Source organism: Bradyrhizobium sp. UFLA05-109, assembly GCF_054185165.1.
This window is the reverse complement of record NZ_JBBIAR010000091.1, coordinates 1-21574: the sequence shown is the minus strand read 5'-3', so window position 1 is coordinate 21574 and position 21574 is coordinate 1. Positions and strand designations below refer to the sequence as shown.

Below are 21574 nucleotides of genomic sequence, written 5' to 3'. Positions count from 1 at the left end.
CGAAACCCTAGCGAAGTCGGCCCAATCTTGACAAGTTCGGCCCAACGCGCGAACCCGTTGGGCCATGACGCGCGTTCTCCCGATCGACACATCGAAGGCCACCACGGCTCCGGCCGCCTCGCGTGCCGGCGTGCTGCTCGTCAATCTCGGGACCCCCGACACCGCGGATGCTCCGGGCGTGCGCGTCTACCTCAAGGAATTCCTGAGCGATCCCCGCGTCATCGAGGACCAGGGCCTAGTCTGGCAGTTCGTGCTGAACGGCATCATCCTGCGAAAGCGCCCGCGCACCAAGGCGCTCGACTACCAGAAGATCTGGAACACCGAGAAGAACGAGTCGCCGCTCAAGACCATCACGCGCTCGCAGGCCGACAAGCTCGCCGCCGCCCTCGCCGACCGCGCGCATGTCGTGGTGGACTGGGCGATGCGCTACGGCAATCCATCGATCAAGTCCGGAATCGATGCGCTGATCGCGCAAGGCTGTGACCGGATCCTGGCGGTGCCGCTCTATCCGCAATATTCGGCCTCGACCTCGGCGACCGTCTGCGACGAGGTGTTTCGCGTGCTCGCCCGCCTGCGCGCCCAGCCGACGCTGCGGGTGACGCCGCCCTACTACGAGGACGAGGCCTATATCGAGGCGCTCGCGGTCTCGATCGAGGCGAGCCTGGCGAACCTGCCGTTCACGCCGGAGCTGATCGTTGCCTCCTTCCACGGCATGCCGATATCCTATGTCGAGAAGGGCGATCCCTATCGGGGCCACTGCGTGGCAACCACCGAGGCGCTGCGCCGGCGGCTGGGGCTCGACTCGTCGAAGCTTCTGCTCACCTTCCAATCGCGCTTTGGCAATGAGGAATGGCTCCAACCCTATACGGATGCGACCATGAAGCGCCTGGCGCAGGAAGGCGTGCGCCGCATCGCAGTGGTGACGCCGGGTTTTGCCGCCGACTGCCTCGAGACCCTGGAGGAGATCGCACAGGAGAATGCCGAAATCTTCAGGCACAATGGAGGCGAGGCGTTTGCCGCGATTCCCTGCCTCAACGACAGCGAGCCCGGCATGGACGTGATCCGCACCCTGGTGCTGCGCGAGCTGCAGGGCTGGATCTGAGGGACGCCCCATGAAGCGGCGCGAGGTTCTGGTACTTCTCGGCGGCGGCGTCTTGCTGCCGCTGCCGGCGGTCGCGCAGCCGGCCCCGGCCGCGATGCGCCGGCTCGGCGTGCTCACGGTGACGGCGGCCGATGACGCCATCGCGCAGATGCGCCCGACGATCCTGGTCGACGCGCTCGCAGCGCTCGGCTGGAAGGAACAGGACAATCTGCTGATCGACTGGCGCAGTGGCGGCGGCGATCGGACGCTGATCGCGCGGCAGGCCGGCGAGTTGGTTGCGCTCAATCCCGACATCCTGCTCGCCATAGGCACGCCGTCGGTTGAGGAGCTGCGCAAGCGCGCCGCGGCAACGCCGATCGTGTTCGCCATCGTCACGGATCCCGTCGGCCAGGGTTTTGTCAAAGCCCTTTCGCATCCGGGCGGCAACATCACCGGCTTCACCGACTACGACGGGCCGATGGCCGGCAAATGGCTGGAGATGCTGACGCAGATCACGCCGAAGGTCTCCCGCATCGCTGTGGTCTACAATCCTGCCACGGCGCCTTTCGCCGACCTCATGCTGCACGCGATCGAACAGGGGGCAAGCGCGCTCGGCGTGTCGGCCGAACCGGCGCCGGTCCATGACGACGTCTCGATCGCGGCGCTCGCAGCCCGCCGGGGCGAAGGCCTGCTCGTTCTGCCTGATTTCTTCACGCTGGCGAATCGCGCGCGCCTCCAGGCGGCGGTCGCCGAAGCACGCCTCCCTGCGGTCTATTGGAGCCGGACCTTCGTCGATGAGGGCGGCCTGATGTCGTACAGCACCGACAGCGCCGAGCAGGTGCGGCGCGCCGCGGCCTATATCGACCGCATCCTGAAGGGCGCAAGTCCTGCCGATCTTCCGGTGCAAAACCCCACCAAGTTCGAGCTTGCGGTCAACTTGCGGACCGCACGAACGCTCGGCGTCACCATCCCGCCGGCGCTGCTTGCGGTCGCCGACGAGGTCATCGAATGAGGCGCGCGACCTAAAGCGCGATGACATTCGAATGAATCGTCATCGCGCTTTAGGTTGTTGTTTGAGCGTCATCTTTTCGGAAAACCGCTTCACACTTTTCCGGATCATGGCGTAGGTGAGCGCCACGGCGTTTCAAGAGCCTTCCCACCAATACTTAATGGCCATCGTTCCGGCTTCGTGCGTCTTGTGAAATGATCGTCACAGGCCGACGTAAAGTGTGCCGCTGAACCGGTCGGGACGGGAATCCGACCAATGAACGGCGCGGGAAACGCCTTTCCCGCCTTGGAGGAGCTATGAGCGGTTTCGATATTTTTGCAATTGCACTGGTGTTTCTCGTCATCGTCACGCTGCTTGCCGGCGTGAAAACGGTGCCGCAGGGCTACGACTGGACCATCGAGCGGTTCGGCAAATACACCCAGACACTGTCGCCGGGACTCAACCTGATCGTGCCCTATTTCGACCGCGTCGGCCGCAAGATGAACATGATGGAGCAGGTGATCGACATTCCCGAGCAGGAGGTGATCACCAAGGACAACGCGACGGTGAGCGTGGACGGCGTCGCCTTCTACCAGGTGTTTGATGCTGCGAAAGCGAGCTATGAGGTGGCTAACCTGAACAACGCGATCACCGTGCTGACGATGACCAACATCCGCTCGGTGATGGGCTCGATGGATCTCGACCAGGTGCTGTCGCATCGCGACGAGATCAACGAGCGCCTGCTGCGCGTCGTCGACGCCGCGGTCTCGCCCTGGGGCGTCAAGGTCAACCGCATCGAGATCAAGGACATCGTGCCGCCGGCCGATCTCGTCGAGGCGATGGGCCGGCAGATGAAGGCCGAGCGCGTCAAGCGCGCCGACATCCTGGCCGCCGAAGGCCAGCGGCAGTCCGAGATCCTGCGGGCCGAGGGCGCCAAGCAGGGCCAGATCCTTCAGGCCGAAGGCCGTCGGGAAGCGGCATTCCGCGACGCCGAAGCGCGCGAGCGCCTTGCGGAGGCCGAGGCCAAGGCAACGCAGATGGTGTCGGATGCGATTGCCAAGGGCGACGTCGCCTCGTTGAACTATTTCATCGCCGACAAATATATAAAGGCGTTCGGACAGTTTGCGGAGGCGCCAAACCAGAAGATCATCATGCTGCCGATGGAAGCCGTGAGCCTGCTCGGTTCGCTCGCCGGCATCGGCGAGATCGCAAAGGCGACGTTCGGCGAAAGCGCGGCCTCCGCGACCGCCGCCGCCCGTCGTGGCTCGGTGCCGTCGGCCGGCAGCCCGCCGCCGGCCGTGCCGCCGCAACAATGAGGTAACCCAGAGGTCGTGTCATGACCGATATGTTCGTCACCCTCGGCACGTGGAACTGGCTTATCTTTGGCTTCATCCTGATGGCGCTGGAGGTGTTCGCGCCGGGCGTGTTCCTGTTCTGGCTCGGGCTCGCATCGCTCCTGGTTGGGCTGGTCTCGTTCGTTGCCCATCCCGCCTGGCAGGCGCAGCTCGTGATGTTCGCGCTGTTCGCCGCCGCCGCCGTGCCGCTGTGGCGGCGCCTGGCGCGCGGCAGGATCGACACGAGCGCGAGCCCGCATCTGAACAGGCGGACTGAGGCGCTTCTGGGCCGCGAGTTCACGCTTGAGAAGCCGATCATCGACGGAAGCGGCACCGTACGCATCGGCGACACCGTCTGGCGCGTCGCCGGCCCCGATACGCCGGCCGGTACGCGGGTGAAGGTGGTGCAGGTGGACGGCGCCAACCTGACCGTGGCCGCGGCGTGACGACCCTTTACCTCGCCCCGCTTGCGGGGAGAGGTCGGAATTCAAGCCCAGCTTGAATTCCGGGTGAGGGGGACTCTCAGCGAGTCCAGCTCTCACCTTTTTCGCGGAAGCAGCCCCTCACCCCGACCCTCTCCCCGTAAGAACGGGGAGAGGGAGCAATCCACGCTCAGCCTTCCCGCCGCCACCGCTCCGCAAATCGGTGCAGCGGCATGAAGGTCTCGCATAATTCCCGTCCCTGCGGCGTCAGGCTGTAGCCGCCGGCATCCCCAAGCTCCACAAAGCCCGCCTCGCGCAATTCCGTCAGCCGCGCTTGCAGCACCGTGGGGGATGCCTCGTCGCAGGCGCTCCGCAGCGCCCGGGAGGTGAGGGGGGCGCCGCGCAATTCCCACAGGATCCGCAGGCTCCAGCGTTTTCCCAAGAGGTCCAGCAGGGCCATGATCGGGCGGCCCGTGCGCGAGCCGCGTACGCTGCGTTGCCCGATCTGCCTCGCCATATCGCCCCCTTGCGCGCTGCTACAGATAGTGTAGCGTCAGTTGCTACGATTATTGTAGCGGAGAGATCGGCCATGTCACAGGTGACGTCGCGCATCGCGCCGCTGGATCCACCTTATCCGCCCGAGATCGATGAGCAGTTCAACCGCATCATGCGCGGCGCGCCGCCCTTGATGCTGTTCCGGGTGATGGCGGGACACAACCGCGCCTGGGACAAGTTCCGCGCCAGCAGTCTCCTGGACCCGGGACCGCTGTCGTTGCGCGCGCGGGAGATCGTCATCGACCGCACCTGCGCGTTGAACACATGCGAGTATGAATGGGGTGTGCATATCGCGATCTTCGCCGGAGCTGCAGGTCTCACGGAAGAACAGATCCGCGCCACTGCCAAGGGTGATGCGACGTCAGCGTGCTGGTCTGCGGCCGAGCAGGCGCTGATCGCGGCCGTCGATGCCTTGCATCATCGCGCCACGCTCGATGACGCGGAGTTCGCAGCGCTCGCAGCGCACTACGACAATGCACAGATTTTGGAGATGATCATGCTGTGCGGGGTCTATCGCACGGTGTCGTATCTGGCGAATGGACTGAGACTGCCGCTGGAGGAGAAGGCGGCGCGGTTTCCGGCGGTCTAACCATCCGTCATTGCAATGACGGAGAGGAGAGACAGCGCGCGCTACACCCTCAGTGTCATTCCGGGGCGCGCCTCCTGGCGCGAGCCCGGAATCCTTCGCAACGGGTGATGCGGATGAATGGATCCCGGGCTCATCGCTTTGCGATCCCCGGGATGACGGGGAAACGTTTAAGCCACGCCTGCACGCAAGAGATCGTGCAGATGCACGATGCCGACGACCTTGTTCGCTTCGGTCACGATCAGCGTCGTGATCTTGCGCGTGTTGAGCACCTCCAGCATCTCGGTCGCGAGCATGGAGGGAGGGACGGTCTTCGGCTGCATGGTCATGATGTCGTCGACCGTCGCGGTCAGCAGATCCGGCCGCATGTGGCGGCGCAAATCGCCGTCGGTGATGATGCCGGCGATCTCGCCCGTGTCGCTCACGATGCAGACGCAGCCGAGCCCCTTGGCCGACATCTCGACGACTGCCTCCGACATCTTCGTGCCGATCGGCTTGACCGGAATCTCCGCGCCGGTGCGCATGTAGTCGCGGACGAATTTCAGCATCGCGCCGAGTTTTCCCCCGGGGTGGAAATGCGCGAACTCCAGCGCAGTGAAGCCGCGGCCTTCGAGCAGCGCGATCGCGATGGCATCGCCGATTGCGGCCTGCATCAGGGTCGAGGTGGTCGGCGCCAGATTGTGCGGGCAGGCCTCGCGTGCCTTGGGCAGCTCGATCACGATATCGGCGGCTTGTCCGAGCGCAGAGCCTGCGTTCGAGGTCACCGCGATCATGGGTATCGCAAAGCGCGCCGAATAATTCACAAGGTTCTTCATCTCCGGCTGCTCGCCGGACCAGGACAGCGCCATGATGACGTCGTCGGGCGTAATCATGCCGAGGTCGCCATGGCCGGCTTCGGCGGCGTGGACGAAGAAGGCAGGCGTGCCGGTCGAGGCCAGGGTCGCTGCGATCTTGCGCGCCATGTGGCCGGATTTGCCGAGCCCGGTGACGACGACGCGCCCCTTGGCGTTGCGGATCTTGTCGATCGCCGCCGTGAAGCTCGCCCCGAGCGGCCCCTTCAGCGCGGTGGCGAGCGCGCCGATGCCGCCGCTCTCCGTCTCCAGCGTGCGCAGCGCGGATTCGATGTCGGGGGAGGCGGGGCCGGATGATGGGGTCATCAGCGGTTTCGAGCTCGGCATATTTTGATCCAGGGAAGAGATCGGCAAACCCTGTTTGCCCGTGGCCGCCTGCTTAGCACGGCCGCGGCGGGGAGGCGACGCGGGAGCATGATCCGGAAAAGTAGAGGCCGGTTTTCCGGAAAGATCATGCTCAAACAAGGAGATAGAGCGGGATAGCGTTTCGAAGAAACGACAGCCTGATCGTCCGCCCTCAACGGCTCATTAACCATAATTGTTTTAACTCCGTTAACGATGGTTCCCGCGTCTCCCGCGGAAGCCATCGCGAAAGTGTCTGAATTCGTTGGAGTTTTTTCCATCGTGGAGTCGCCTCCAGGCAGGGGCCGGAGCAAACGCGCGCACGTCCTGCGCGCCGTCTTGCCATGCCTCGCGCTGACCGTGCTGGAGAGCGCGCCCGCAGCCGCCCAGAGTCTTACGCCCGACCTCTTCAATCCGAACCGCGGCGGCTTCGTCTCGCCGGACACGCTGCCCACGCGCCGCACGGCCACGGCGACGTTCGCGCAGCCGCCATCGGACGCCTTGCCGGCGCTGCCCGATCCCAGCGCCGATCCGCGCAAGAGCAAGGATACACCGGCGCCCTCGCGCGTCGGTCAGGTTCCGACCTATGGCCTGCCTGCCGCCAACGGCGCTTCGAGCTCGGGCTATGACTCGCTCAATCGCAAGCGCCAGCAGCCCAAGCTCTATCCCGGACAGCCGAAGCCGAAGCGCGCGCCCGGCCCCGGCACCCCGGCCCCGACCGCGACGTCCGCACCCGGCATCGGCCAGCCACGCATCGCGCCGCCGCCATCGGAGACCGCCAACAAGACGCCGGTGCCGGCGGCGATGGCCGGCACCGTGTCCGGCCAGCCGCTGCGCCGGCGCCTCAAGCTCGACGACGATCCCTTTGGTCCCGTCGGCGACTACGCCGGCAGCTTTCTGATCAAGGGCGCGCTCGAGCTCTCGGGCGGCTATGACACCAACCCGGCGCGTCTCAACAAGCCGATCGGCTCGCCGCTCTATGTCGTGGCGCCCGAGCTCGTCGTGATGTCCGACTGGGAGCGCCACGCACTGGTCGCGGATCTGCGCGGATCCTTCACCGGCTATGGCAACCAGTTGCCTGCGACGATCGACAGCGTCGCCTCGCCTGCGCCCGTGGAGATCGATCGGCCGGATTTCACTGGCCACATCGACGGCCGCATCGACGTCGATCGCGATCTGAAGCTGACCTCGGAGCTTCGCCTGCGGCTTGCCACCGACAATCCCGGCAGCCCGAACATCCAGACCGGACTTCAGAAATATCCGATCTACGCCACCTATGGCACGACGCTCGGCGTCGACCAGACCTTGAACCGTTTCGAAGTCGCCGCCGGCGCCACGGTCGATCGCACGGCCTACACCAACTCGAAACTCACCGACGGCACGGTTTCGAGCAACGACGATCGCGATTTCAACCAGTATGGCGGCATCGGCCGCTTCTCCTACGACCTCAAGCCGGGCCTGAGGCCATTTCTGGAGATCGAGGGCGATACCCGCGTGCACGATCAGGCCGCCGACCGCAACGGCTATTTCCGCGATTCAAACGGCGGCTACGCCAAGGTCGGCACGTCCTTCGAGTTCTCGCGCATCCTCACCGGCGAAATCTCGATCGGCTACGCCGCGCGCAACTATGTCGATCCCAGGCTTAGCCAGCTTAGCGGCTTCCTGACCACGGGCTCGCTGGTCTGGAACGCCAGCGGACTCACCACGGTCAAATTCTTCACCGACACGCAGCTCGCCGAGACCACGCTCCCCGGCGCCTCCGGCGTCCTGGTGCGCACCTACACCGCCGAGGTCGACCACGACTTCCGTCGCTGGCTCACCGGCATCGGCAAGTTCACCTACGGCACGCTCGACTACCAGGGCCAGAACCGCAACGACAAGACCTACTCGATCGAAGGCGACATCATCTACAAGCTCAACCGCAACCTCTGGATCAAAGGCAGCCTGCGCCACGACATCCTGGATTCGAACGTTGTGGGTGCGAGTTCACAGGCGACGGTGGTGATGCTGGGGGTGAGGTTGCAGAATTGAGGGCGGTGCATCACGCTCGCGCGTGAACAGCTCCGCTCTCGCCAGTCACTCCGGCGTCATGCCCCGGCTTGACCGGGCATCCAGTACGCCGCGCCCCCTCCGTACTACGTCACTGTCTCTGGAATACTGGATCGCCCGCTTTCGCGGGCGATGACAGTTCAGATTGTGGTCACCGGCTCGCGGAAAACTCAGCGCGGCAGATCCGTCTTCCCCATCAGGAAGGTGTCGATCGACCGCGCGCACAGGCGCCCTTCGCGGATCGCCCACACCACCAGCGACTGGCCTCTCCGCATGTCGCCGGCCGAGAAGACGTTGGGGCGCGAGGTCTGGTAGTCGAGCGTGTTGGCCCTGACGTTGCCGCGCGGGTCGAGGTCGACCGAGAGCAGCTTCAAGAGGCCCTCATGCACGGGGTGGACGAAGCCCATCGCCAGCAGGATGAGCTCGGCGTCGAGCTCGAACTCGGTGCCGGCCATCGGCTTGAACTTGTCGTCGACGCGCACGCAGTGCAGCTTCTTGACCTTGCCGTTCTCGCCGGAGAACTTTTGCGTCAGCACGGCGTATTCGCGGATCGCGCCTTCGGCTTGGCTCGAGGACGTGCGCATCTTGAGCGGCCAGTTCGGCCAGGTCAGGCCCTTGTTCTCGCGCTCGGGCGGCGCCGGCATGATCTCGAGTTGGGTCACGGTCTTTGCGCCCTGGCGCAGCGACGTGCCGATGCAGTCGCTGCCGGTATCGCCGCCGCCGATGACGACGACATGCTTGCCGCCGGCGAGGATGTCGGTGACGCCGCCCAGCGGCTCCTCGGAGTTGCGACGGTTCTGCTGTGGCAGGAAGTCCATCGCGTAATGGATGCCGTCGAGGTCGCGGCCGGGGATCGGCAGGTCGCGCGGCGCTTCCGCTCCGCCCGTCAGAGCAATGGCGTCGTAATCGTTGAGCATCTCGCGCGGATCGACGTTGCCGGCGGCACCGACATGGCTGTTGTAGTGGAAGGTGACGCCTTCCGCTTCCATCTGCGCGGCGCGGCGGTCGATGATGCCCTTCTCCATCTTGAAGTCGGGAATGCCATAGCGGAGCAGGCCGCCGGCCTTGGCGTACTTCTCGTAGACGTGCACGTCATGGCCGGCGCGCGCGAGCTGCTGCGCGCAGGCCATGCCGGCCGGACCCGAGCCGATCACCGCGACCTTCTTGCCGGTCTTCTCGGTGTTGATCTCTGGCCTCAGCCAGCCGTTCTCCCAGGCGCGGTCGACGATCGCGCATTCGATGGTCTTGATGGTGACCGGATTGTCGTCGATGTTGAGCGTGCAGGAGGCTTCGCACGGCGCCGGGCAGATGCGGCCCGTGAATTCCGGGAAGTTGTTGGTCGAGTGCAAATTGCGCGAAGCCTCTTCCCAGTTACCCTGATAGACGAGGTCGTTGAAGTCGGGGATCTGGTTGTTGACCGGGCAGCCGGGCGTGCCCGGCGCGACCGAGCCGGTGCCGTGGCAGTAGGGAATGCCGCAATTCATGCAGCGCGCGGCCTGGTCGCGCGTTTCCTTCTCCGAGAGCGGGACGACGAATTCCTTGAAATGCTTCAAGCGCTCGGCGACCGGGGTGTACTTGCGATCATACCGTTCGATTTCGAGAAAGCCCGTGATCTTGCCCATTAAACCCGAAGTCCCTGCCGCTTGGTTTTTCATTTCGACCCCCGTTCCTGAGCAGCGCGGAATACGCGTCTCGAAGGGTGAAGGCCCGGATGGAGGCCTCATGGTTGGAGACGGCGCTTTCGCGCCGCCTCTACCCACGAGGGGTTAGACTTAAGCGCCGATCGCGATTTTCGGCTCGGCGTCCGCGTTGGCCTGCATTTCGCGCAGTGCGCGCCGGTATTCGACCGGCATCACCTTGCGGAATTTGGGCAGCCATTCCTTCCAGTTCGCGAGGATCTCGATCGCGCGCCTGGAGCCAGTCGCCTTTTCATGGCGCGAGATCAGGACGTGCAAGCGCTCGACGTCGGAATCGAGCAGGTTCTGGAACACGTCGACGCGGCCATGCGCCTCGAGGTCACCGGAGTGGTTGTAGGTGCCGGCGTTGATCAGCTCTTCCGACAGCACCGGCTCGAGCTCGACCATGCTGAGGTTGCAGAGCTTGTCGAAGTCGCCGGCCTCGTCGAGCACATAGGAGATGCCGCCGGACATGCCGGCCGCGAAGTTGCGTCCGGTCTTGCCGAGGACGACCACGATGCCGCCGGTCATGTATTCGCAGCAATGATCACCCGCGCCCTCGACCACCGCGACGGCGCCGGAATTGCGCACGGCAAAACGTTCGCCGGCGATGCCGCGGAAGTAGCACTCGCCCTCGATCGCCCCGTACATCACGGTGTTGCCGACGATGATGCTCTCTTCCGGCACGATGCCGCCGTTGCGCGGCGGCTTGACGATGATCTTGCCGCCCGAAAGGCCCTTGCCGACATAATCGTTGCCTTCACCCTCGAGCTCGAAGGTGACGCCGTGGGCGAGCCACGCGCCAAAGGCCTGGCCGGCGGTGCCCTTGAGGCTGACATGGATCGTGTCATGCGGCAGCCCCGCATGGCCGTAGATCTTGGCCACTGCGCCCGACAGCATCGCCCCGGCGGAACGATCGGTGTTGTTGATCTCGGCCTCGATCTTCACCGGTGCGCCGCGGTCGAGCGCGGGCGTTGCATTCTCGATCAGCTTGCGGTCGAGCACGGCCTCCAGATGATGGTTCTGGAGCTCCGAGTGATAGATCTTCTGGCCCTTCTCTTCCTTCTGCTTGACGAACAGCTTCGAGAAATCGAGGCCCTTGGCCTTCCAGTGCGCAACCAGACGGGTCTGGTCGAGCATCTGGGTCTGGCCGACCATCTCGTTGAAGCTGCGGAAGCCGAGGCTCGCCATGATCTCGCGGACCTCTTCGGCGACGAAGAAGAAGTAGTTGATCACGTGCTCGGGCTGGCCGGTGAAGCGCTTGCGCAGGACGGGGTCCTGGGTCGCAACGCCGACCGGGCAGGTGTTGAGATGGCACTTGCGCATCATGATGCAGCCGGCCGCGATCAGTGGTGCGGTCGCAAAACCGAACTCGTCGGCACCGAGCAGCGCGCCGATCACGACGTCACGCCCGGTGCGGAAGCCGCCATCGACCTGGACGGCGATGCGGCTGCGCAGCCGCTCGCGCACGAGCGTCTGATGGGTTTCAGCGAGGCCGATCTCCCAAGGCGAGCCTGCGTGCTTGATCGAGGTCAGGGGCGAAGCGCCAGTGCCGCCCTCGAAGCCCGCGATGGTGACATGGTCGGCGCGCGCCTTGGCAACGCCCGCGGCCACCGTGCCGACGCCGATCTCGGAGACGAGCTTGACCGAGACGTCGCCCGTCGGGTTGACGTTCTTGAGGTCGTAGATGAGCTGCGCCAGGTCCTCGATCGAGTAGATGTCGTGGTGCGGCGGCGGCGAGATCAGGCCGACGCCCGGCGTCGAATGCCGGACCTTGGCGATCGTCGCGTCGACCTTGTGGCCGGGCAACTGGCCGCCTTCGCCGGGCTTGGCCCCCTGCGCCATCTTGATCTGCATCATGTCGGAGTTGACGAGATATTCCGTCGTCACGCCGAAACGGCCCGAGGCGACCTGCTTGATCGCCGAGCGCATGCTGTCGCCGTTCGGCAGCGGCTTGAAGCGGTCGGCCTCTTCGCCGCCTTCGCCGGTGTTCGACTTGCCGCCGATCCGGTTCATGGCGATCGCCAGCGTCGTGTGCGCCTCACGCGAGATCGAGCCGAACGACATCGCGCCCGTGGCGAAACGCTTGACGATGTCCTTGGCCGGCTCGACCTGGTCGAGCGGGATGGGCTTGCGCTTCTCTTCCTCCGCGCTCTTGATCCGGAACAGGCCGCGCAGCGTCAAAAGACGCTCGGATTGCTCGTTGAGGATCTTGGCGAAGGCGCGATAGCGCTCATGCGAATTGCCGCGAGCGGCGTGCTGAAGCAGCGACACCGACTCGGCCGTCCACGCGTGGTCCTCGCCGCGGGTGCGGTAGGCATATTCGCCGCCGACATCGAGCGCCGTCTTGTAGACCAGCGCTTCACCGAATGCGTCGGCATGGCGGCGGACGGCCTCTTCCGCGATCTCGGCCAGACCCACGCCCTCGATGCGGGTGTGGGTGCCGGCGAAGAACTTGGACACGAAGTCCGCCTTCAGGCCGACCGCGTCAAAGATCTGCGCGCCGCAATAGGACTGGTAGGTCGAGATGCCCATCTTGGACATCACCTTGAGAAGGCCCTTGCCGATCGACTTGATGTAGCGCTTGACGATCTCGTAGTCGTCGAGCGAGCCGGGCAGGCGGTCCTTCATCGCGATGATGGTCTCGAACGCGAGATAAGGATTGATCGCTTCCGCGCCGTAGCCGGCAAGGCAGGCGAAGTGATGCACTTCGCGCGGCTCGCCGGATTCGACGACGAGGCCGACCGAGGTACGCAAGCCGGTGCGGATCAGGTGATGATGCACGGCGGCGCAGGCCAGCAGCGAGGGGATCGGCACGCGGTCCGTGCCGACCATGCGGTCGGACAGGATGATGATATTGACGCCTTCGCGCACCGCGGCTTCCGCACGCGCGCAGAGTTCGTCGAGCACCTGGTCCATGCCGGCTGCACCGAGGCCGGCGTGGAAGGTGGTGTCGAGAGTGCGCGACTTGAAGTGGGAATCGCCGAGATCGGCGATCGAGCGGATCTTTTCGAGATCCGCATCGGTCAGGATCGGTTGACGCACTTCGAGGCGCTTGGTGGTGGCGAGGCCTTGCAGATCGAACAGGTTCGGCCGCGGTCCGATGATCGAGACCAGGCTCATCACCAGCTCCTCGCGGATCGGGTCGATCGGCGGGTTGGTGACCTGCGCAAAGTTCTGCTTGAAGTAGGTGAACAGCGGCTTGGGCTTGGCCGACAACGCCGAGACCGGCGTGTCGTTGCCCATCGAGCCCGTCGCCTCTTCGCCGGTGGAGGCCATCGGCGTCATCAGGATGGTGATGTCTTCCTGGCTGTAGCCGAACGCCTGCTGCCGGTCGAGCAGCGACAGGTTCGAGCGCACGCCGGTGGTCGGCGCCTTCGGCAACTCCTCCAGCACGATCTGGGTACGGTCGAGCCACTCCTTGTAGGGATGGCTCTTGGCAAGCTCAGCCTTGATTTCGTCGTCGGGAATGAGGCGGCCCTGCTCGAGGTCGACCAGCAGCATCTTGCCCGGCTGGAGCCGCCACTTGGTGACGATCTGGTCCTCCGGAATCTTGAGCACGCCCATTTCGGACGCCATCACGATGCGGTCGTCGCTAGTCACGAGGTAGCGCGCGGGCCGCAGGCCGTTGCGGTCGAGCGTGGCGCCGATCTGGCGGCCGTCGGTGAAGGCGATGGCGGCGGGGCCGTCCCACGGCTCCATCAGGGCGGCGTGATATTCGTAGAAGGCGCGGCGCTTCTCATCCATCAGGGGATTGCCGGCCCATGCCTCCGGAATCATCATCATGACCGCGTGTGGCAGCGAGTAGCCGCCCTGCACCAGGAATTCGAGTGCGTTGTCGAAGCAGGCGGTGTCGCTCTGCCCTTCATAGGAGATCGGCCAGAGCCGGCTGATGTCCTTGCCGTAGAGCTCGGAGCTCACGGAAGCCTGACGCGCCGCCATCCAGTTGACGTTGCCGCGCAGCGTGTTGATCTCGCCGTTATGCGCGATCATCCGGTAGGGATGCGCCAGCGACCAGGTCGGGAAGGTGTTGGTCGAGAAGCGCTGATGCACGAGCGCGAGCGCGCTCTCGAAGTCCTTTTCATGCAGGTCCGGATAGTACTTGCCGAGCTGGTCGGCGAGGAACATGCCCTTGTAGATCACGGTGCGGCAGGACATCGAGCAGGGGTAATAGCCTGCTAGTCCCCGATCACGGCGCTGGTAGATCGCCTGCGAGATCGACTTGCGCAGGATGTAGAGCCGGCGCTCGAACTCGTCGTCGGTCTTGGCGGCGCCGTTGCGGCCGATGAAGACCTGCATGTGGTTCGGCTCGGTCGGCTTCACGGTGACGCCGAGCGAGGAGTTGTCGGTCGGCACGTCACGCCAGCCGAGCAGCTTCAGCCCTTCGGCCTTGATCTGGTCGGCGATGATGCTCTTGATGACGTTGCGCCAGGCGCTGTCGCGCGGCATGAACAGCGCGCCGATCGCGTACTCGCCGGGCTTGGGCAGCGTGAAGCCGAGCTCCTTGGCCTTGCGGGCGAAGAAGGCGTGCGGGATCTGCACCAGGATGCCGGCGCCGTCACCGGCGCGCGGGTCGGCACCGACCGCGCCGCGGTGCTCCAAGTTGCAGAGGATGTTGAGCGCGTCCGAGACGATCTGGTGCGACTTCTTGCCCTTGATGTTGGCGATGAAGCCGACGCCGCAGGAATCCTTTTCCATGCTGAGGTCATACAGACCTTCGGCGGGCGGACGGAACGTATGCTCGCGATCAGTCGTTTTCGAGGCGATCGTCGCCGACAGCTCTTCTGCCACGATGTTTGCGCGCTCGAATTGCGACCCGTTCATTGTTCCTGTCCTCTCCATGCGGCAAGCTGCCTCACCGCCATCTTCGGCGCACCTTGGGCGTTCCGCGGCACCCGCTCTTTGGGCCACCGCTCGTCCGTTGCGAGCCGCATTTTCTTAAATTCAGGCCTGGGCGTTCCACGTCCCCGAGAACGGCTTTAGCCTGCAACTTCTTGGCGCTCGAGAGCGCCGCTTTGCGTTGCAATCCCCGTGCCGGGATCACAAGCAAAATTAAGACAGCTTTCCTGTCCTAACAATCACCTTGCCAAAATTTTGTCTAGCACACAAGCACGCAAAAGTCCCGATTCCCAAGGTGTCAATCGCGCGCTTTCCCGTAGCAGGCCCGCCCCGGATTTGAGGTAAACGCGCCGCGATCCGGCCCTGAGGCCGTCGGAATCCCGGGGGAAGCTTCGGATCACCCTTCGAAAGGCGCGCCATGGCCCACAAGCCGAAAGAGCGCATGCCGTCCGGGGGCCTGACAGGAGCGTTTCGACCATGAAGTTGTTCACAGGATGGATGGCTGCCGTCGCATCTGTGCTGGCGGTATCTGCCGCCGACGCGCAGGTGCTGGCGAATGGAGGGCTGCGCGGGCCCGCCACCGCCGTCTCGGATTTCGACGGCCCCTACGGTCCGCCGGAGGCGCCGCCGCCGCGTCCCTATGGTTACGGCTATGAGTATGAGCCCGCGCCGTCGCTGCTGCCAGCCACCGAGGTCTACGCCGTGCTGCGCGAAAACGGCTTCTCGCCGCTCGGCATCCCGCGCCTGCGTGGGCTCGTCTACACCATCGCGGTGGTCGACCGCCGCGGCGACGATGGCCGGCTCGTGATCGACGCCCGTGACGGGCGGATTTTGCGCTTCATGCCGGCCTTCGGTCCCGGCTTCGGCATGGGGCCGGCCCATGAGGAAGGTGCGGTAGCCCCTTACGGGCCGCAAGGCGCACTGCCGCCGCCGACCGTGATCCGCAGTGCTGCGCCACGGCCGCCGGCGTCGATCCCGCATGTCGCAAGCCGCACGGTCCCGATTCCGAAGTCCGCCCCGCCGCGCGGCGAGACGCCTGTGGCTGCGGCTTCATCCGGGCCCGAACCACGGCAGGCGCGGGCCGAAGCCTCGCAGCAGGCTGCAGCGGCGCAGGCCAAGCCCAGCGAGGCTGTGCCACAAGCAGGTGCGCCGACGGTCGGCCAGACCAAGCCCGTCCCGACCATCCTGCCGACCCAGGACATGCCTGCCGCCCAGGGACTGGAGTAGGGGACGAGGCACGCTGTCGAACGTTCGATTGCCCGCCGCATCCGCGGCGTCGTCCCGGACTTCGCCGGGAAGACTTGGGGGGAGAACTGAGCGAAACAAAAGGCGCCAGGAAATCCTGGCGCCTTTTGCGTTCAATCCGTGTTGCGTACTCAGCTCTGCCCGTATCCGGCCGCTTGCAGGATCAGCTTCGCCACGTCCTTCGGATGCGACACCAGTGACAAGTGGCCGGCATCGAGTTCGACCGTCGTTGCGTTCATCCGCTTGGCGAGGAAACGTTCGAGGTCGGGGTTGATGGTGTCGTCGTTCTTCGACACCGCATACCAGCTCGGCTTCGCATGCCACGCCGCCTCCGTCGTGCGGCCGGCGAAGATCGAGGCCGCCGTCGGCCACTGCACGGCGTAGAGCTCCTTGGCCTTCTCCGGCGCGACGCCATTGGCGAAATACTTCAAGAACGCGTCCTCTGAGAGCTTCGTGAAGCCGTCGCGCTCGACGATGCCTGCGCGCACCGGGCCGGTCGGGAATTGCTTTGACAGCGCCACGAAATCCTCGTTCGCATCCGGCGCACGCGCGGCGATGTAGACGAGACCGGTGACCTTCGGATCGGTGCCGACCTGGCTGATGACGGTGCCACCCCAGGAATGCGCAACCAGCACGGTCGGGCCGTCCTGTTCGGCGAGAGCGCGCTCCGTGGCCTCGACGGATTCGGAGAGCGAGGAGAGCGGATTCTGTACGGCGGTGACGTGCAAGCCTGCCGCCTGCAGGATCGGGATGACCTTGGACCAGCTCGAACCATCGGCCCAGGCGCCATGCACCAGCACGACATTCTTCGCCTTCACCGGCATCGTCGATTGTGCGTGGGCAAGGGTGATGGGCGCGGCCAGCAGGCCCGCTGCGAGCAACAGGATGCGCAACACTTTCATGTTCATTCTCCGTCTGTCCTGGTTCGATGCCAGGAAGGACGGATCGCGCCGCAGTCTCGTTACGCCTCTTCACCGCTCTGTGATGCGCTGCAAACAAGACAAACAAAAACGCCCCGGGGCACCGGGGCGCTTTCGCAACTTGAAAGTCGAATGTGATCGACGCCTTAGGCGGCAGCCTTCTCGCCCTCGATCACCTGCGTGGCCTGCGCGCTGGTGTTGATCGCGATCTGGCGCGGCTTCTTGGCCTCAGGGATTTCGCGCACGAGATCGACATGGAGCAGGCCGTTCTCGAGCGAGGCGTTCTTCACCTGCACGAAATCGGCAAGCTGGAAGGCGCGCTCGAAGGCGCGCGCGGCGATGCCGCGATAGAGCACTTCGGACTTGCTGTTCTCATTGGCGACTTTCTCGCCCTTGATCGTCAGCGTGTTTTCCTTCGCGACGATGGAGAGCTCGTCCTTGGAGAAGCCGGAGACCGCAACGCTGATGCGGTAGGCGTTTTCGCCGGTGCGCTCGATGTTGTAGGGGGGATAGCCGGGGCTGCCGTCGGAGCTCGTCTGGTCGAGCAGGTTGAAGAGACGGTCGAAGCCGACGGTGGAACGATAAAACGGGGTGAGGTCGTAGGTACGCATGGTTTAGTCCTCCATTGAGCGACTTATCTGGAAACCCGCCCGCCAATCGGGCCGGGCTTTAGTCTGTGTGCAGCCTGATGCTCGGCTTCCCGAAGCACTGGTAGCGGCCTGCACGAAGATGATATGGGTGGAATGAAACAGCGTTCAAGAGGGCGACAGCAGCGCCTTTTCGGCGCTCCCGCTCCTTGAATTTCAGCATTTCCCTGCCCATGACGCTGGTTTCGATTCCCGCCAATCCCGTTCCCGAAAACGTCGTCAGCGGCACCATCAAGACGCCCGACGGCGCCGAGCTGCGCTTTGCGCGCTGGGCGCCGCCTGCGGGTCGCAAGGGCACGGTGTGCGTCTTCACCGGACGCAGCGAATCGATCGAGAAGTATTTTGAGACGGTGCGCGACCTGCGCGATCGCGGCTTTGCGGTGGCGATGATCGATTGGCGCGGCCAGGGCCATTCCTCGCGACGCCTGCGCGATCCGCGCAAGGGTTACGTGCGTTCCTTCTCCGACTATGAGATCGACGTCGAGACCTTCGTGCAGCAGGTCGTGCTGCCGGATTGCCCGCCGCCGTTCTTCGCGCTCGCTCATTCCATGGGCGGCGCGGTGCTGCTGCGACTCGCGCATGCCGGCAAGCGCTGGTTCGACCGCATGGTGCTGTCGGCGCCGATGATCGATTTGCCGGGCCGCTCCACCTCGTTGCCGGCGCGCGCCCTGCTCGGGACGCTACGGCTGTTCGGCCAGGGCGGTCGCTACGTTCCAGGTGGAAGCGATCGCCTTACCGGCATGGATCCCTTCATCAACAATCCCCTGACCAGCGATCCCGTGCGCTACGCGCGCAATGTCGCCATTCTCGAGGAAGATCCGACGCTGGGCCTTGCCTCACCGACGATCGCCTGGGCCGACACCGCGTGCCGCGCGATGCATACTTTCACGGGCATGTCGTATCCATCCGAGATCCGCCAGCCGATCCTGATGCTGGCGGCCTCCAACGACACCATCGTTTCCACCGCCGCGATCGAGGAGTTCGCCTATCACTTGCGCGCCGGCTCCCACCTCGTGATCGCCGGCGCCAAGCACGAGATTCTCCAGGAGCAGGATCGCTACCGCGCCCAGTTCTGGGCCGCATTCGATGCCTTCGTGCCCGGCACACCGTTGTTTGGGTGAGGGGCAGGGCGCTCTCACATTATTGCGCCACCAGACCCCTCATGGTGAGGGCGTGGAACGCGCGTCTCCGTCGGGGCGAACCATGAAGGCCCGGATCTCACCCGCGGCCATCCTTCGAGACCCCCGCTTTGAGCGGGCCCGTGACAGCGCGAACTACAGCGTCTTCAGATATTCGATCAAATCGTAGCGCTCGTCGTCATCCCTGAACATGCGACCGATCACGCCGGGGCGTTTCGGTTCGCCTTCCTTGCGCTCGAAGGAGTGGCCGAGCACGCTGTTGCCCTGGATCGGATCCTTCTCCGACCCCGCCGAGAACTGCGTTTCGCCGGTCTTGCAGCGCTCGTCGGCAGTGACCGCAAAGCCGACGGTCACGGGATCATAGTCGCGACGCCCCATGCAAAACTTCGTCGGGCGCTCGCTTTGCGGCTTCAGCAGCCAATACAGCGAAGGCACCGAACCGTTATGCAGATAAGGCGCCGTCGCCCAGATGCCGTTGAGCGGCCGCGCGCGATAGCGTGGCCCGGGCGCCGGATTGAGACAGTTCTTGCGCGCGAGATTCCACAATTTCGCCCGCTCAGCTTCCGGAGTCTTATCGTCGTCCATCCACTTGCGAGCGACGAGGTCAACCACCGTCATGAGGCCGAGCGCATACACCATCTCGGTCGACGAACTCGCGGTCGGGACGTCGCATTGCCACCAGGTCTTGAGGTCGGCAGTATTCACCTTCAGGAAGCCGGGCACATCGACGATCCTGTTGGTGAGCACGAGGGACTGTTCGGGATCGGTCTTGATCTCGTCGAGGGGAATCGTCACCGCGTTCAGGACCTTGGTGTCGCCGCTTGCCTCCCAATGGCCTGACGACCAGAAGGCCGGGGTGTCGACGGCCGGCAGGTGGCACCCGGAGCACATCTCGGCGTAGATCTTGCGGCCATTGTCGATCTTCTTCTGATCGAGCCTCCAGGCATCGCCAAGGATCTGCGAGGGCCATTTCGGTGCCAGAAGGCCACCGAATTTCGGGCCGCCAGAGGGATCGGCCGGCTTGAATGGATCGGGGCCTCTGAGCAGGTCCTCGATCCAGCCGAGTGTCTTGATATGAGTCGAGGAACGCCAAAGCGCGTCCTCCGGATAGGCATCGGACAGGTTGAGCAGCGCCGTCACGCCGAGGGCTTCGCCGGCGTTGCGGATCAGCGGCTGCTCGATCGAGGCGTCGTATTGGGCGAACTTGAACCACGGTACGGTCCAGATCGCGGGATAGCTGACCGGTGCGTCCTGGGCGTGCAGGTTCTTCTCGAAGCCGCTGATCCCGCTCAACGCGAAATCCTGCGAGAAAACCTGGTTGCCGATGCGATTGAGGGCGTCGAGGCGGCCGAACCCTTCCTCGGTGTCCTGCTGCTTCTTCTTGTCCCAAGTCTGCCTGTGCTCGATCGTGTCGTTGTACTTGTTCTGCCAATCGATCAGGAATTTGCCGATGGCGCTGAGCTTCTGCTTGAGCGTGTCGCGGTCCGCCTTGCTGGCCTCGGGCCCGAGCACGCGATCGGCAAAGCGCTGGAAGCGGAACGGAACGTACAGCGTGTACGCGATCGACAGGCCGGTGGAGAGCTCGAGCTTCTTCAGGTCGGTCATCGCCGGCCCGCCATCGAAGCGGACGTCGATGCCGTGGTAGTGGATCTGGCCGGTATGGCAGGCCGCGCAGGTCAGCCCGATCTTGTCCTCTTCGCGACGGCCGGTCGCGGGATCGACGACACCGGTCATCCGTGCGAAGCCGACCGGCAGGCCGTCGACGTTCTCCGCCGGCGTCCACTTGGTCGACCAGTCCGGGACCTGTGTCGTCTCATAGACATTGGCGTAACCGAAGCGGCGCAGCGTGGTCACGTCGGTCTGGATCGACTGCGGGCTCGGGATGAAGCCGAAGCGCTCGAGATAGGCGCTGTCCTTCATCATGCCTGGCCGCGAGAACAGATGAAGTCGCGGCTGCTCGAGTGCCATGAACCAGGTATAGGGCACCGGAAAAGTCGCGGTGCCCTGGCTGGCGTGATGAAACCAGTGCCGGTCCTTGAGCGACCAGTTTTGCTCGAGCCAATAGGCTGCCGTCGTCTCGGGGAGCGTGGGCAAGGGCGGCGGCAGAAGCTGCGCGAGTATCCCCTTCTGCGGCAGCATGGCGCGGACCTGGTTCGGGAATTCGGCGACCGTAACCAAGGTCGCGAGACCGAGGGCAAGGATCAGCGCTCCGAGCGCGAACGCCCAGCGAAACCTGAGCTGGCAGGCTGACAGCAGCGGCTGCCACAGGATGGACTGGTTGATGCGGTCCGGGAATTTGCGTTCGTTGAACAACGTGCGCACCTCGTCCACGCTGAGATAGCGGTCCTCTGCCTTGCCCTTGCCCATGATCTTCAGGAGGATGGGCCATTCGAACTTCATCAGCAGGGGGTAATACCAGCGTGCGGCGCTGCCGGCGCGCTTGAGGTTGTCGCGCATGAAGGTCTTGATTTCCGACGCGTTGAGACCTCGCTCGGTGTTGCCGCCGTTCGGATCGGTGTAGGTACGGCCGAAGCTCGCAAGCCGTGCGATCTCATCCTCGTTGACCTTGCCGTCGACGCTGAGGATGCGCGAGCCGGCTCCGAGCTTGTCCAGCGGCCCGCCGCGCAGCGCGTCGAGCTGCGCGCCCGCCCAAATGCTCTTCAGGATGTGGCGGAAGCCGTTGGCGATGAGCGCAACCCCGCGGACCTGGATGCGCGCCGAGATCTTCTTCAACCCCGTTTCGCCGCTCGCATTCGCGATGGTCTGCGACAGCGTGATGAGCGGGACGGTCCCGCCATCGACAAAGCCTTCGCCGACGAGGCCGCGCAGGAATGGACAGGGATTGTTCGGCGACACCTGGATCGAGGGGTCGAAGGGGGGCTTCGAAGCGGAGTCATGCA

General features: G+C 64.8%; 15 protein-coding genes. 8 read left to right on the top strand and 7 right to left on the bottom strand.

The features are described 5' to 3' along the window. The first annotated feature begins 64 nt into the window (after nt 1–64). The 4 genes from hemH (at nt 65) to Q3C01_RS40195 (ending at nt 3849) form a co-directional block, all read left to right on the top strand. The gene (gene hemH, locus Q3C01_RS40210; RefSeq protein WP_458150873.1) at nt 65–1102 is read left to right on the top strand and encodes a ferrochelatase; all 1038 of its coding nucleotides are present in this window, start codon (nt 65–67) and stop codon (nt 1100–1102) included. Between the two features lie 10 nt (nt 1103–1112). Beyond that, nucleotides 1113–2093 carry an ABC transporter substrate-binding protein gene (locus Q3C01_RS40205; RefSeq protein WP_458150872.1) on the top strand — a complete coding sequence of 327 codons (981 nt, stop codon included), beginning with the start codon at nt 1113–1115 and terminating at the stop codon, nt 2091–2093. A 293-nt stretch (nt 2094–2386) separates the two neighbouring features. Next, nucleotides 2387–3385, top strand: coding sequence for an SPFH domain-containing protein (locus Q3C01_RS40200; RefSeq protein WP_458150871.1), 999 nt, complete (start codon nt 2387–2389; stop codon nt 3383–3385). 20 nt (nt 3386–3405) lie between these two features. After that, nucleotides 3406–3849 carry an NfeD family protein gene (locus Q3C01_RS40195; protein ID WP_458150870.1) on the top strand — a complete coding sequence of 148 codons (444 nt, stop codon included), beginning with the start codon at nt 3406–3408 and terminating at the stop codon, nt 3847–3849. 166 nt (nt 3850–4015) lie between these two features. On the opposite strand, the gene Q3C01_RS40190 is transcribed toward Q3C01_RS40195, so the two are convergent. Next, entirely contained in the window at nt 4016–4342 is a 327-nt protein-coding gene (locus Q3C01_RS40190; RefSeq protein ID WP_458150869.1) for a winged helix-turn-helix transcriptional regulator, read from the bottom strand. A 72-nt stretch (nt 4343–4414) separates the two neighbouring features. On the opposite strand from Q3C01_RS40190, the gene Q3C01_RS40185 reads away from it, so the two are divergent. After that, nucleotides 4415–4969 (top strand): carboxymuconolactone decarboxylase family protein, encoded by a 555-nt coding sequence (locus Q3C01_RS40185; RefSeq protein ID WP_458150868.1) that lies wholly within the window; start codon nt 4415–4417, stop codon nt 4967–4969. Between the two features lie 167 nt (nt 4970–5136). Here Q3C01_RS40185 and Q3C01_RS40180 read toward each other — a convergent pair whose 3' ends face one another. Next, entirely contained in the window at nt 5137–6144 is a 1008-nt protein-coding gene (locus Q3C01_RS40180; protein WP_458150867.1) for a KpsF/GutQ family sugar-phosphate isomerase, read from the bottom strand. Between the two features lie 297 nt (nt 6145–6441). On the opposite strand from Q3C01_RS40180, the gene Q3C01_RS40175 reads away from it, so the two are divergent. Further along, entirely contained in the window at nt 6442–8190 is a 1749-nt protein-coding gene (locus tag Q3C01_RS40175) for an outer membrane beta-barrel protein (RefSeq protein ID WP_458150866.1), read from the top strand. A 188-nt stretch (nt 8191–8378) separates the two neighbouring features. Here Q3C01_RS40175 and Q3C01_RS40170 read toward each other — a convergent pair whose 3' ends face one another. Together Q3C01_RS40170 and gltB are read right to left on the bottom strand one after the other, a co-directional pair. Beyond that, a complete protein-coding gene (locus Q3C01_RS40170) occupies nt 8379–9830 on the bottom strand; it encodes a glutamate synthase subunit beta (protein WP_458150865.1) in 1452 nt (483 codons plus the stop codon). Nucleotides 9831–9980: 150 nt separating this feature from the next. Then, nucleotides 9981–14708: a glutamate synthase large subunit gene (gene gltB, locus Q3C01_RS40165; RefSeq protein WP_458150864.1), complete on the bottom strand. Its 4728-nt coding sequence runs from the start codon at nt 14706–14708 to the stop codon at nt 9981–9983. Between the two features lie 492 nt (nt 14709–15200). On the opposite strand from gltB, the gene Q3C01_RS40160 reads away from it, so the two are divergent. Then, nucleotides 15201–15950, top strand: a complete 750-nt coding sequence (locus tag Q3C01_RS40160; RefSeq protein WP_458150863.1) for a hypothetical protein — start codon at nt 15201–15203, stop codon at nt 15948–15950. A 149-nt stretch (nt 15951–16099) separates the two neighbouring features. On the opposite strand, the gene Q3C01_RS40155 is transcribed toward Q3C01_RS40160, so the two are convergent. Both Q3C01_RS40155 and Q3C01_RS40150 read right to left on the bottom strand, forming a co-directional pair. Next, a complete protein-coding gene (locus Q3C01_RS40155; RefSeq protein WP_458150862.1) occupies nt 16100–16870 on the bottom strand; it encodes an alpha/beta fold hydrolase in 771 nt (256 codons plus the stop codon). A gap of 164 nt (nt 16871–17034) precedes the next feature. Then, nucleotides 17035–17499: an Hsp20 family protein gene (locus Q3C01_RS40150; RefSeq protein ID WP_458150861.1), complete on the bottom strand. Its 465-nt coding sequence runs from the start codon at nt 17497–17499 to the stop codon at nt 17035–17037. 209 nt (nt 17500–17708) lie between these two features. Here Q3C01_RS40150 and Q3C01_RS40145 point away from each other — a divergent pair, with 209 nt between their 5' ends. Next, nucleotides 17709–18656, top strand: coding sequence for an alpha/beta fold hydrolase (locus Q3C01_RS40145; RefSeq protein ID WP_458150860.1), 948 nt, complete (start codon nt 17709–17711; stop codon nt 18654–18656). A 153-nt stretch (nt 18657–18809) separates the two neighbouring features. Here Q3C01_RS40145 and Q3C01_RS40140 read toward each other — a convergent pair. After that, nucleotides 18810–21574: di-heme-cytochrome C peroxidase (locus tag Q3C01_RS40140; protein ID WP_458150859.1), on the bottom strand; the 2765-nt coding region annotated here is incomplete at its 5' end.

Bases quoted from the DNA above. Each gene is read 5' to 3' on its own strand.
- Q3C01_RS40150 (WP_458150861.1), bottom strand. From the start codon at position 17,499: ATGCGTACCTACGACCTCACCCCGTTTTATCGTTCCACCGTCGGCTTC.
- Q3C01_RS40205 (WP_458150872.1), top strand. From the start codon at position 1,113: ATGAAGCGGCGCGAGGTTCTGGTACTTCTCGGCGGCGGCGTCTTGCTG.
- Q3C01_RS40160 (WP_458150863.1), top strand. From the start codon at position 15,201: ATGAAGTTGTTCACAGGATGGATGGCTGCCGTCGCATCTGTGCTGGCG.
- Q3C01_RS40195 (WP_458150870.1), top strand. From the start codon at position 3,406: ATGACCGATATGTTCGTCACCCTCGGCACGTGGAACTGGCTTATCTTT.
- Q3C01_RS40155 (WP_458150862.1), bottom strand. From the start codon at position 16,870: ATGAAAGTGTTGCGCATCCTGTTGCTCGCAGCGGGCCTGCTGGCCGCG.
- hemH (WP_458150873.1), top strand. From the start codon at position 65: ATGACGCGCGTTCTCCCGATCGACACATCGAAGGCCACCACGGCTCCG.
- Q3C01_RS40145 (WP_458150860.1), top strand. From the start codon at position 17,709: ATGACGCTGGTTTCGATTCCCGCCAATCCCGTTCCCGAAAACGTCGTC.
- Q3C01_RS40200 (WP_458150871.1), top strand. From the start codon at position 2,387: ATGAGCGGTTTCGATATTTTTGCAATTGCACTGGTGTTTCTCGTCATC.
- gltB (WP_458150864.1), bottom strand. From the start codon at position 14,708: ATGAACGGGTCGCAATTCGAGCGCGCAAACATCGTGGCAGAAGAGCTG.
- Q3C01_RS40180 (WP_458150867.1), bottom strand. From the start codon at position 6,144: ATGCCGAGCTCGAAACCGCTGATGACCCCATCATCCGGCCCCGCCTCC.
- Q3C01_RS40190 (WP_458150869.1), bottom strand. From the start codon at position 4,342: ATGGCGAGGCAGATCGGGCAACGCAGCGTACGCGGCTCGCGCACGGGC.
- Q3C01_RS40170 (WP_458150865.1), bottom strand. From the start codon at position 9,830: ATGGGCAAGATCACGGGCTTTCTCGAAATCGAACGGTATGATCGCAAG.
- Q3C01_RS40185 (WP_458150868.1), top strand. From the start codon at position 4,415: ATGTCACAGGTGACGTCGCGCATCGCGCCGCTGGATCCACCTTATCCG.